The following is a 12,603-nucleotide window of genomic DNA, read 5'->3' as shown; positions in this document are numbered from 1 at the left end:
ATTCCTTTCTAGTTCATTGGATGGTATTTTTGATACAGATTGATAATGTCACGCGCAATGGAAGGTCCTACACCATTTGTTAGATTGGTATTATGAGGAAAGACCACTGCCACAGCGATTTGGGGATTATCAGATGGGGCATAGGCCACCGCATTGGTATTGGTTGCTTGCTGACCATCCGCCACATAACTTTCGGCGGTACCTGTTTTTCCACTAATGGATACAGCTGCACCATTGGAAAAGGCACGACCGGTTGTCAAAGCACTACCACCATGTGACACTTGATAAAAGCCTTGTTGGAGGATGGAAACATCAGACTCAGAAATATTAATTTTATTCATTTCCTTGGTATCAACAGTTTGGATTAAGTCCCCTAAGCCTCCTTGTTCATTGTTTCCATAAATCCCCTCGACAATGTGAGGTGCAATCCGAACACCGTTGTTGGCAATAGTTCCAACGTACTGGGCCAATTGCATTGGGGTGTAGTTATCAAACTGACCAAAGGCATTGGTAATGTAATTAGCGAAATTATACTCTTTTGGTATAAAACCAGTTGACTCATTTGGAAGGTCAATGCCTGTTGAGGCTCCAAGACCATATTCAGCAAATGTCGAACGAAGTTTTCCCATAGCTGTTTCCAAATTGCTGGTTCCAACAAACATATTTGGTTGATAGGTCTGGCCCATGATTCCAAGAGCGGTTTGAACCACGTAAGCATTAGATGAATACTCCAAGGCTTCCACAGCTGTAATAGGAAAAGATCCATATGCCAATTTATACCAAGAATAAATTGGAGCTGAACCTTGGAAAACAATAGGCTGATCTGTTAAGGTTTGGTTTCCTGATAAAACACCATTTTCCCAACCTGAGCTGATGGTAGCGGCCTTAACAACCGAACCGGGTACAAAGACATTGGTCACAGTTCCCAAGGAATCCTGTGTTAACTCTCCCGTGTTCAGGTCATGTTTGATCCCTGACATGGATAACACAGCACCTGTTTTTGGATTTAGAGCAACTGCATACACACCCTCAGAATACTTGGCTCCACCATTTCCTAGCTCGGAATTGAAATAACTTTTCAGCAAAGCATCCACACTATCTTGGAAGGCCAAATCAATGGTCAGTTTAATATTATTCCCTTTGGTACCATCTTCGATATTTTCGACACTTTCCATATTGCCATACTTGTCTAGATGAATTTCTTTCACCGAGCGTTTTCCTTGCAAGGTTTCTTCATATTGTTTTTCTAGATAAGAGGTTCCAACACGGTCATTTAGAGAATAACCCTTTTTGATATAAGCATCTGCTTCTTCAGCTGGAAGACCGGCTTTTTCACTGGATACACTTCCTACTATAGACGAAAGTGAAGTCTCTAGGACCTTTCGATCCCACGAGGTTGAAATACTGATACCAGGTAAATTCTTAGAGGCCGAGGCTATCAAGGCAATCTGAGTATCTGTCAAGGAATCTGTTGCAATGGTCCCTGTCGCAAAATTTTCAACTGCATTAAGTTGGCTAAAGAGGTAAATTTCTTTCTTTTCATCCTCTGTATAGTTTAGTTGACTCGTTTGGACACTATCGACCGCATTGTTATACAGTTCTGATTCGGATAGACGATTGCCATCTGAATCCAACCGTTTCTCGCTTGGGAGAGCCTCCACTGTTTTCTTATAGACATCTTGATCTGCTAGGTAATAGTCTGCCAACTGTCGGTCAGTCAATGTTGGAGAAGAAACTCCCACATAGGCTAGCAACTTCTTGGCTGTTTCTTTCAAATCTGCAGCCGTCATTTTGTTGTTTCGAGTAAAGGAAACAACTTGTTTCACAGTATTTTCAACCAAGGGTTTGCCACTGGCATCATAAATTTCACCTCGAGCTGAACTAGTAGTCACCTTTGTTTTACTAGCCGATGCTAATTTTGTCTCATAAAAATCCTTGTTCAAAACCTGCATATAAAGCAGGCGACCAATAATGGTCATAAAGAGTAAAATGATGATTGAAAACAATAAATTAAGCCGAATCGGAATCGAATGGCTGTTAAATTTCCTCATACAAATCAGTCTCATTTCTATTTAAAATCTTACTCTTCATTGTACCATAATTTAAGAAGAAATTTTGGAAAAGAAGGGAGCTTTTCCCATTTTACAGGAAAATACGATTTTATTTATCCATCCCTACATTATATGATATAATAAATGTAAAAGTTTGATGACTCAGTCTTTTTCCAATATGACTCACTTAAAGGAGCCTTCCCTATGGACAAACCAGATATAGCAACCCTCATTGATTCTCACTTCGAAGAAATGACAGACCTAGAGCAAGAAATCGCTCGCTATTTTTTGCAAGCTGAAACTATTGCAGATGATTTATCTTCTCAGCAGGTCACTCAAAAATTACATATCTCTCAAGCTGCTCTGACCCGCTTTTCTAAAAAATGTGGTTTTACAGGCTATCGAGAATTTATTTTCCAATACCTGCACCAAGCAGAGAAACAAGACACCCATTCTCACAAGCACAGTCCACTGACAAAACGAGTCCTTAGAAGTTATAGTAGTATGCGGGAACAAACACAGGACTTAATTGACGAAGAACAACTGGAACGAATCGCCCAGTTAATCGAAGATGCTGAGCGTGTCTACTTCTTTGGAACAGGAAGTTCTGGCCTTGTCGCTCGTGAAATGAAATTGCGCTTTATGCGTCTAGGTGTGGTCTGCGAGTCCTTGACTGACCAAGATGGCTTTGCTTGGACAACCAGTATTATGGATGAGAATTGTCTCGTACTCGGTTTTTCACTTTCTGGCTCAACTCCTTCTATTCTAGATAGTCTATTAGACGCGAAAGAGATGGGCGCACAGACTGTACTTTTTACAAGTGTTCCCAATAAAGATAGTCAGGCCTATACAGAGACTGTTCTTGTAGCCACACACAGCCAGTCTTCTTACATCCAACGTATATCCGCTCAACTTCCTATGCTCTTCTTTATTGATTTGATTTATGCCTACTTTTTGGAAATCAATCGCGAAAGTAAGGAGAAAATTTTTAACAGCTATTGGGAAAATAAAAAACTCAATGGCTATCGTAGACAAAAACGTGTAAGAAAATCCTAGTTTGGTTTAACCAAACTAGGATTTTTATTCATCACCAAACATACCTCTTCAAGATTATGAATTAGTCATATCTTGACTTAGTCTTAAATAATTTCATGTAATCACTTTTTGAAGGGAGTAAATAAGCAAGTCTGACGGTATCTTCAACAATTGCATATAATACGATGTAATCCTTACTCAAGGTCAATCCTCGCGTTTGGTAGTGAGGATCTAATTTCTTACCAAATTTTTCATCGGCATCAAATCCAGCTTGGGGGAAAATTTCTAGCCGATTAATATCTTTTCTAATACTCGCCACTTTTCGTCTCGCAGCCTCTACAGAACCAATTTCCTCCGCTATATACTGATATATTTTATCCAGACTATCAATCACTCTAGGAGAATACAAAATCCGATATTTTTTATAATCCATAGCGTGTCACGACATCCTCATCTGTCAAGTAATTTCCAGCCTCAATCTTGGCATAACTTTCTTGAACTTCTGCTTGTAATTGCCTAAACAAATACTCCTTCTCTAATTCCTCTTCATTAAGTAAATCTACTTCATTTGTTACGGCAACATTCTTTAAAAATAATCTGAGTGCCGATGAAAGAGAGAGATTTTGTTCTTTTAACACTTCCATGGCATCATTTACCAATTCTCTATTAGCTTGGAAAGTCACAATTTTACTTGAATTCGCTATAGCCATTTTATATAACTCCTTTATATATTTTATTTATTATCTCATAATTATAAAGAAAGTCAAGAGGATTTGATTTGAAAATCCTCCTTTCCGTTTTTAAATGTTTGACAACAAAAAGGAAGTATCTGCTATTTACTTTTACTTCCTCTCTCTAATTTTATTTGATTATTGTACTTCGACAAACTGAGATTTAGATTTTAACCCTTACGAAACATAAAACGGGCTATTCTCTTGAAGTATGTTTCATAAGATTATAGTTTAATGCTAAGTGTAGCTATATAGTCATTCCCATAACGTGATAATCGATGTCTTTTATCACATGATTCATAAAAATCGATCATAGCAAGACCATTTTTAAGTTGTCCTCTAATCTGACTTTCTAAGGTATGGCTAAATTCATAGCCATATTCTGGATTGATGGTGATTTTGCCTTCCTCTTCAAGCTCTCTTGAATTAAAAGGTATTGAAAACTTCAAAAGTAGTTCCTCATCGGGTTTATCCCATACAATATCAGCATCATACATGTATATCCAAGGGTTCATAAATCCGACCATTAACAGTCCACCCTTTTTCAATACTCGAGAGGCTTCTTTATACATGTTTTCTAAATCTTCTATATATACATTTGAAACCGGATTAAAAATAATATCAAAAGTTTCATTTTCAAATGGAAATGGTTTTGTCATATCACCTTGAACTGTATTGATTTTTAATCCTTCTCTTTTAGCAACCATCTCATCTCTTTGTAATTGTGATTTCGAAAAATCCATTATGGTTACATCATAACCTTTTGCAGCAAAAACTGGGCCTTGCTGACCACCACCACAAGCTAAACCTAATATCTTTTTTCCGTTTGCTTTTTCAAACCATTCTGTTGGAACTTTTTTTCCAACAGTTAAGGCAACAGAAATTGGATGTTCTCTAACCTCTTCTAGTTCTTCATGTGTCAATGGCTCAGTGTAGTCATTTTTTACATTATTCCATCTATCTTCATTTAATTTTATATAATTGTTCATCTTATAATCTTCTCGTAATTTTATATTATTTCGATTTAAGGTGAATAGGTTGCCACATTTCTCTCACCTCTAGAAATTCTAATTTGTCAAATTTTCGTCCATCTCATTATATCATTTTTCCGCATTTTCTCATTTACTCAAACTAAACACTAGTTAAATTGATGATAGAATTACTCTCGCTTTAACTTTTCACACAAGGCAGTTATTTTCTCCTAGTTTCTCATGATTACCTCCTTTGGATCAAATTCTGCAATAAAAAAAGAATTAAGCAAAACAGTTTTCACTCAAGTAGTGATTAAGTGTTCTGTTTAATTCAATAAATCCAAACTAGGATTGTTTTGTTTTAAAGTGATAGTAGGCGCCCAACATCCCTGCTGTATTTTGATGATGAGCAAATTCTAATCTCGTCTTATCAGCCAGACTTGGTACCAAAGCATCTTTCAAAGCTTTTCGAATTTTAGGCTTGAGGATAGCCTCTTGCCCCATAATACCCCCACCGAGAATGACCACTTCTGGATTGGCCACATAGCAAATATTTGCCAGACCTTTTCCTAGATAGTCTACCATACGGTCAATACCAGCCATGCAGATTTTGTTTCCTTCGGTAGCTTCCTTAAAGATGCGTCGGCCATTCCACTGGTCAACTTCTTCTCCATGTGCTTCAGCTACATATTTTACTAAAGCTGTGGTAGAAGCGAGATCCTGAAAAGCTCCATCCTGCATATGCATATAACCGACTTCACAGGCTGAATTGCTAAAACCATGGAAGACTTTTCCATCCATAATCAAGCAACCACCGATACCGGTTCCAATGGTCAAGCAAAGTGTCACACTCGCTCCCTTGCCTGAACCGGATACTGCCTCAGCCAGACCTGCACAGTTGACATCATTTTCAATCTCACAAGGAATATTAAAGCTAGTTTCGATTTCCTTCTTGAACTGGGTGCCTGCATAGTTAGGGATTTGAGGCCCAGCATAGAAAATTTCACCCTTGTCAGGATCCACCATTCCTGCAGAAGAAATAGCAACACCTGCTACTGGGCCTTGTTCTAAATAGCTGGCTACGATATCTTTGGTCTTTTGTAAGATATGAGGTCCACCTTTATGCGCCTCTGTTGGCATTTCATGCGATTCAATAAGTTGGCCTTCTTGGTCGATCAAACCATATTTGATGTTGGTTCCACCGATATCAATTGCAACGTAGTGTGTCATAAATACCTCCTTATGGATTAGAGGAAGCGCTCCTTGGTTTCACGAATCAAGGCTGCAGCTGCTTCTACAACTGGACGATCTTCTTCAGTCACTGGTGTCAATGGTGAACGAACAGAACCAATATTCAAGTCTTCATTGAGCTTCAAGACCTCTTTGATGACACCGTACATATTGCCATGTGCAGCAGTGAGTTTACCAATGATATCGTTGATAGCGTACTGCAATTCACGCGCTGTTTCCAAGTCTTTGTCAGCAATCAATTGGTTGAGTTTCAAGAAGAGTTCTGGCATAGCACCATAAGTACCACCTATACCAGCTTTAGCACCCATAAGGCGGCCACCTAGGAACTGTTCATCTGGACCGTTAAAGACGATATGGTCTTCCCCACCAAGGCTGACAAAAGTTTGGATATCTTGAACTGGCATAGAAGAGTTCTTAACACCGATAACACGTGGATTCTTCAACATTTCAGTATAGAGACTTGGAGTCAAAGCAACTCCTGCCAATTGAGGAATGTTGTAAATCACGTAGTCTGTGTTTGGAGCTGCAGCACTAATGTCATTCCAGTATTTAGCAACTGAGTATTCTGGCAAGCGGAAGTAAATAGGTGGAATCGTTGCAATGGCATCTACACCCAAGCTTTCTGCGTGGCGAGCAAGTTCCATACTGTCTTTGGTATTGTTACAAGCTACGTGAGCGATGATGGTCAATTTCCCTTTGGCAACTGCCATGACTTCTTCCAAAATCAATTTACGGTCTTCAACACTTTGGTAGATACATTCACCAGAAGAACCATTGACATAGAGACCTTGAACACCTTTATCAATGAAGTATTGAACCAAGGCACGAGTACGTTCTGGGCTTACTTCTCCTTGATCATCATAACATGCGTAGAAGGCTGGAATGACACCTTCGTATTTTTTTAAATCTGACATAGATTTTCTCCTAAGATTTCTTTTTTCTGCTAGAAGCAGGATTTATTCTTTATGTGTTTAGTATACACCTTGTGAAAAACGCTTTCAACATCTGGTGTACACTTAGATTTTAGTTTCGATATGTATTTTGAAACGTTTAAAGCTTGAAAGTAGTTTTAGAAACAAGCCATCCTATTCGTATTTTGCAAAAATTTTCTCCATCAATCCAGTCTGGATAAAGACCAATAGTCCAAATCCAAAAAGCAGGGAGGCTGAACCACCTAAAAGTAGACTGAAGGCTGACAGATAAAGAACCATCACAATGAGGATAAGAATGGCTAACATGAGGAAGAACCAAGGAAAGTTAAAACTTGCCAAGATAAGCCCTTTTTGCAGCACTTCTTTCCAAGTCAAATCATAGCGCGCAGCGATTGGATAGCTAGCCAGCATCACGATAGTGAGGAAGATAAGAATGCCTAGGCAAATAGCTTTCACCATTTGGAAAGGCATAGCTGTCTGCCCCCAGAAGAGATAGAGGTCTAAAAGACTCAACAAAACAATGCCCAACTCAAGCAGACCTAGCTGAAGACCTAGTTTCAGATTTTGCTTGAAAGCTCTTAGATAGATTTTAAAGACAGGCACACGTCTGCTCTTCTTAATCTCAAACATGGTCTCGTAGAGGCTAATTTTAGCCACTCCAATCGTCACGATGGGCAAGCAAGAGACAACAAAAAGAAGATTGGCTGTGACGATATCCAAAACCTTTTCACTAAAACGCATGAGAAAGTTATCTGTATCAAATGCTGCCTTGATAAGGCTTACTCCTTTTTGTGCCATATTTGCTCCTCCTGATTTTTTAATCAATCAAAATTTTAAAGAGATATTTGCGAACCTTCTCTTCCATACCTGCATAGCCATTTGGCTGGTGTGGTTCTCCTGGGAAGAAAATTGCAAAATTGTGATAACCCAACAAGAGTGGGTATTTTTCATGACAATGGACAAAACCAATGTCACTCGCTTCGTCGAATGCTACTGCTTCATCTTTGATACGTGATCCGTAGCTCGAATATTCATGTCCTTCTACCAGCAAATGCAAGTCTGCATATTTCTTATGATGCTCAAATTGATCATTTTCAGCTTGATTGAGGACATTTTCCTGAACAACTAGAAAGACCTTGTCACCGTCAATCTCGTACTTTCCTAACTCGAAAGAATCTTTACGATGTTGATAGAGATAGTCGATAGCCTTGTCTAGATTGGGATGAATCCCCTTGTAAAAGGTAATATTTTTCAAATCGTCAAAAATCATACTGTTTCCTTCGTTTCTGATAGTTAACTAAAATCATTCTTAAGTTGATAAGTGTCTAACAAAATCTCTAAGGTAAGCAAATACCCAACATTTTGTAGACACTTATAACTCTGTATTCTCTTATACTCAATGAAAATTGAAGAGCAAACTAGGAAGCTAACCGCAGGCAATACTTAAGTATGGCAAGGTGACGCTGACATAGTTTGAATTCGATTTTCGCAGAGTATTATCCTTTGACCGCTCCCATAGTAATACCCTGAGTGAAGGATTTTTGGAAGACTAGGAAGACTGTTACGATTGGAACTGCTGCAAGAGCGGCACCTGCCATGATCAAACCATAGTTGGTTGCCATTTCAGCCTGCATAGTCGCAACCCCGAGTGAGATAGTCAAGTTTTGACGTGAAGTCAACATTACCAACTGCATGAAGTAGTCGTTCCAAGTATTGATGAAGGTAAAGATTGCAAGGGCTGCAAATCCTGGTTTCACAATTGGAAAGGCTACGCTCCAGAAGGTACGAATCTCACCACAACCGTCGATTTTAGCTGACTCAAGCAACTCTGTAGGGATATTCTCACTGAACTGTTTCATGAGGAAGACCCCGAATGGCCATCCAATCAAAGGCAAGATAACTGCCCAAAGAGTGTCATGGATTCCCATGAAATTGACGATACGTACCAATGGTACAAGGACAACTTGTTTTGGAAGCGCCATGGCAGCGATAAAGATGGCAAAGAGAATACGTTGACCATAGAAACGTTTTTTAGCCAATACATAACCTGCTAAAGAAGAGGTTGCACAGACTAAGAACATGGTTACCAATGAGATAAACACAGAGTTCCACATCCACTGCATAGCAGGGTTTTGCACCATGAGTTGTTGGAAGTTTTCCATAGTTGGCATTTTAGGGAACCATTGTGGCGGAATCATAATGGTATCAGGTTGTGATTTGAAGGCACCTGTCAAAATCCAGTAGAATGGAAAGATGAACAGCACGGTCAACAAGAGCAAGATAATAGTTGAAATAACAGTGAAAGCTGTTAATGGTTTCTTTTGTGTAGATTGCATAGCTGTCTCCTTTCTTTAGTATTCTACGTCGTTTCCAAGTACTTTAAATTGAACAAAGCTTACGATAGCGATCATCACTGCCAAGAAGACACCGATAGTGTTGGCATAGCCGTATTCTGTCAATTGGAAGGCCTTTTCGTAAAGGTAGTACATAAGTGTACTTGTTGAATAGTTTGGACCACCTGAAGTCAAAAGCTGAATCAAGGCGAAACACTGGAATGAGTTGATTGTTGTAATGATTGCAATGTAAAGAGTTGTTGGAAGAAGGCTAGGCCATTTAATCTTCCAGAAAACTTGTAATTCTGTTGCACCGTCAACCCGTGCTGCTTCTACCAATGAATTGTCAATATTTCCCATTGCAGCGATATAAAGGATAATCGGCTGACCAACAGATGTAGTCAAAAGGATAATCATAATCGCCATCAACGCCCAGTTTTTATCTCCCAACCAAGAAATGTTTTGGCTGATGATGTGGCTTGACTTAAGGACAAAGTTTAGAATCCCTGATAGTGGGTCATAGATCCATTTCCAAACAACTGTTACGGCAACACTACCTGTTACAACAGGAAGGAAGAAGACGAAACGGTAGAAGGATCTGGCAATGGCATTTTGATGATAGGTCTGAGATGCTACAAAGAGTGAGAATAGAACAACAACTGGTACAGATCCAATAACCAAAATCACGGTATTGATCAAAGACTTCATAAAGACAGGGTCTTTAAACATGCGAACGTAGTTGTCCAAACCTACAAACTCAAATTTAGTCATTGAGTAGTTAAAGAAACTTGTAATGAATCCCATAATCATAGGAGCCAATACAAAGATGACAAAGAAGAATAATACTGGTGCTAGGAAAGCGTAGGAAATCACTGTTTCCCGCATACGAATTTTATTGACTTTCACAGTCGGCACCTCTCTTTCACAAATAGAATATTTTGGATTTTCTTAAACTGTTTTAAAATCAAAATGAAATTTTTTAAGATTCGCTTATGTAAGAACTTCATTTTAATTTCGTGACAGTTCCTTACATTTCAAACAAAATCCTCCCTTTTCTTACATAGACGTTGCACAGGGAAAAGGGAGGAGTCAATCTGATTTAGTGCTTATTGTTTTGTAGCTTTTTTAATTGTTTCGTTAGCTTTTTCAGTGAAGGCTTTCAAAGCATCCGCTGGTTTTTCGTCACCATTTGATACAGATTGCAACATTGGGAACCAAAGTGTTCTCATTTCAGCAAAACCATTGATAGTGTTGTAGTATGGTGAGTAGTATTTAGTCCAACCACTGATTGTTTCCATACGTTTGTCTTCATAAAGTTTGCCAAATGAAGTACGAACTGGGAAGGCACCTGTACGAACAACGTCTTTTGGACCCCATTCTTTGTCATCTGCAATGAATTGAACGAATTTCTTAGATGCTGCAACTTTCTTGTCGTCTTTGTTATTGAATACTGCAAATCCGTTTACAAGGTATTCAAGAGCTGGTTTACCTGAATCTGATGGGAATGGTACTTCTACCACTTCTACTTTACTTGCTTCCAAGAGTTTAGCTTGGATACCGTTTTGAGCTGGAGCCCAAAGGATTGTGTATGAAGTTTGACCGTTGGCAAAGTTTTGGATATCTGCTCCACCGTCAAATTGTGAACCATTGTTCAACAAACCGTCTTTAATCCAGCTAGCTGCTTTTTCAAGACCTTTGACGAATTTAGGATCATCAGTTGTATATTTTGTTACATCTTTGTCTGTTACAGAACCGCCGTAAAGGTTAGAGATGAATGCACGTGTTCCTTGGTCTCCCCCTTGACCAGAACTGAACAATGAACCCGGTGTGTAGCCTTTGTCTTTGAGTGCTTTCAAAACTTTTTCAAAATCATCAGTTGTCCAACCTTCTTTTACAAGGTTTGCAACTCCAGCATCTTCCAACATTTTCTTGTTCATAGCCATATAGAATGGAGCTGAACTGATTGGATACATGTAAGCTTTGTCTCCAGCTTTACTTGCTTGTACAATGTTTTCATTGTTCACATCTTTAACGAAGTCGTCTGTAAAGAGGTCATTCAACTCAGCCAATTTACCGTTTTTACCGTATTGGATGATACGTCCTGGTGCATCAAAGAGTACGTCTGGAGCTGTTCCTGCTTCGATAGCTGTTGTAATTTTTTCAGGTCCTGACTTGAAGTCAATCGTTTCCAATTTCACTTTTACATCTGGATTTGCTTTTTCAAACGCTTCGATGATTGATTTTTCATATGTTCCAACACCGTCACCAGTTTTTTCTTGAGTGAAGACTGGGAATGCCCACCAAGTGATTTCTGTTTTTCCGCTATCGCTACCAGATTTTCCAGCATCTTTACTTCCGCCAGAATTACCACATGCAGCAAGGCCAAGAACCGCAGCACCCGCAAGTACTGTACAAGCTAGTTTTCTAAATTTCATTTGTATTCTCCTAATTGATAAGCGTATCCATATTGGATAATGAGTAAGATTGCATTTATATACATTTTCATTTCATCCGACGCATTCACCACTCTCCTCTGTTTTTAAATTGTGTTATTTAAGACCAGCAACGAAGCGTTCTGTAATCTCTTTTGGTCTAGTAATAGCGCCACCAACAACGATGCCTCGCACTCTATATCCAAGGATTTGTTTGGCTTGTTCTGGTGTATGAATTTTCCCTTCTGCAATGACATCTACACCGGCATCACAGAGTTTTTTAATTAATTCAAAATCGGGACCATCCACTTTTGGACTGTAAGATGTGTATCCTGATAAAGTTGTTCCGACAAAGTCAATTCCTGCTTCAACAGCTGCCAATCCTTCTTCGAAAGTACTTGTATCAGCCATCAAGAGCTGGTTAGGATATTTCTCCTTAACCTGACGAATGAAGTCTTGAATCTCTAAACCATCATAGCGTTCACGCTTGGTACAATCCAGAGCAATTACCTCTATATCAAGTTCTGCCAATTCATCAACTTCTTTCATAGTAGCAGTGATGAAGGGTTCTTGTGGTGGATAATCTCGTTTAATTATCCCAATGATTGGAAGTTTTGTGACCTCCTTGATTTCCTTGATATCACGAACACTGTTTGCTCGGATACCGACTGCTCCACCTTGCTCAGCCGCTTTGACCAGCAAGGGAATGACTCCTCCCGCTTCTGTATAGAGCGGTTCGTGAGGAAGGGCCTGACAAGAAACGATGATTCCATCTTTGATTTGCGCAATCAAGGCTTCTTTAGTAATCTGTGGCATCCTCTTTCCTCCTTTTCTTTGTTCTTATGAGTTCATTATATATTATTTTTA

13 protein-coding genes are annotated in these 12,603 nt (G+C 39.1%); 1 reads left to right on the top strand and 12 read right to left on the bottom strand.

The window, feature by feature from the left end:
- Positions 1–8: 8 nt before the first annotated feature.
- The gene (gene pbp2b, locus D7D54_RS00595) at positions 9–2,066 is read right to left on the bottom strand and encodes a penicillin-binding protein PBP2B (protein ID WP_120718583.1); all 2,058 of its coding nucleotides are present in this window, start codon (positions 2,064–2,066) and stop codon (positions 9–11) included.
- Positions 2,067–2,255: 189 nt separating this feature from the next.
- Here pbp2b and D7D54_RS00590 point away from each other — a divergent pair, with 189 nt between their 5' ends.
- A complete protein-coding gene (locus D7D54_RS00590; protein WP_120718582.1) occupies positions 2,256–3,107 on the top strand; it encodes a MurR/RpiR family transcriptional regulator in 852 nt (283 codons plus the stop codon).
- Between the two features lie 61 nt (positions 3,108–3,168).
- On the opposite strand, the gene D7D54_RS00585 is transcribed toward D7D54_RS00590, so the two are convergent.
- The 11 genes from D7D54_RS00585 to D7D54_RS00530 form a co-directional block, all read right to left on the bottom strand.
- Positions 3,169–3,519 (bottom strand): type II toxin-antitoxin system RelE/ParE family toxin, encoded by a 351-nt coding sequence (locus D7D54_RS00585; RefSeq protein ID WP_120718581.1) that lies wholly within the window; start codon positions 3,517–3,519, stop codon positions 3,169–3,171.
- On the bottom strand, positions 3,509–3,796 hold the full coding sequence (gene relB, locus D7D54_RS00580; protein ID WP_120718580.1) for a type II toxin-antitoxin system RelB/ParD family antitoxin: 288 nt from the start codon (positions 3,794–3,796) through the stop codon (positions 3,509–3,511). The genes D7D54_RS00585 and relB overlap by 11 nt, the downstream gene beginning before the upstream one ends.
- A 245-nt stretch (positions 3,797–4,041) precedes the next feature.
- Positions 4,042–4,806 (bottom strand): class I SAM-dependent methyltransferase, encoded by a 765-nt coding sequence (locus tag D7D54_RS00575; protein ID WP_020901684.1) that lies wholly within the window; start codon positions 4,804–4,806, stop codon positions 4,042–4,044.
- Positions 4,807–5,133: 327 nt separating this feature from the next.
- Entirely contained in the window at positions 5,134–6,018 is an 885-nt protein-coding gene (locus tag D7D54_RS00570; RefSeq protein WP_020901683.1) for an ROK family protein, read from the bottom strand.
- Between the two features lie 17 nt (positions 6,019–6,035).
- Positions 6,036–6,953 (bottom strand): dihydrodipicolinate synthase family protein, encoded by a 918-nt coding sequence (locus D7D54_RS00565; protein ID WP_120718579.1) that lies wholly within the window; start codon positions 6,951–6,953, stop codon positions 6,036–6,038.
- 171 nt (positions 6,954–7,124) lie between these two features.
- Entirely contained in the window at positions 7,125–7,769 is a 645-nt protein-coding gene (locus D7D54_RS00560; protein ID WP_020901681.1) for a DUF624 domain-containing protein, read from the bottom strand.
- A gap of 19 nt (positions 7,770–7,788) precedes the next feature.
- Entirely contained in the window at positions 7,789–8,241 is a 453-nt protein-coding gene (locus D7D54_RS00555) for a NanQ anomerase/TabA/YiaL family protein (RefSeq protein WP_020901680.1), read from the bottom strand.
- Positions 8,242–8,467: 226 nt separating this feature from the next.
- Positions 8,468–9,307, bottom strand: a complete 840-nt coding sequence (locus D7D54_RS00545; RefSeq protein ID WP_020901679.1) for a carbohydrate ABC transporter permease — start codon at positions 9,305–9,307, stop codon at positions 8,468–8,470.
- 15 nt (positions 9,308–9,322) lie between these two features.
- Entirely contained in the window at positions 9,323–10,189 is an 867-nt protein-coding gene (locus D7D54_RS00540; RefSeq protein ID WP_153198773.1) for a carbohydrate ABC transporter permease, read from the bottom strand.
- A 221-nt stretch (positions 10,190–10,410) separates the two neighbouring features.
- A complete protein-coding gene (locus tag D7D54_RS00535; protein WP_020901678.1) occupies positions 10,411–11,739 on the bottom strand; it encodes an ABC transporter substrate-binding protein in 1,329 nt (442 codons plus the stop codon).
- A 114-nt stretch (positions 11,740–11,853) separates the two neighbouring features.
- Positions 11,854–12,552: an N-acetylmannosamine-6-phosphate 2-epimerase gene (locus D7D54_RS00530; RefSeq protein WP_020901676.1), complete on the bottom strand. Its 699-nt coding sequence runs from the start codon at positions 12,550–12,552 to the stop codon at positions 11,854–11,856.
- Positions 12,553–12,603: the final 51 nt, after the last annotated feature.

Source organism: Streptococcus chosunensis (genome assembly GCF_003626515.1).
GTDB classification, from domain to species: Bacteria; Bacillota; Bacilli; order Lactobacillales; family Streptococcaceae; genus Streptococcus; species Streptococcus chosunensis.
The sequence above is the reverse complement of the archived record's forward strand: the minus strand, read 5'-3'. Positions and strand labels throughout refer to the sequence as shown.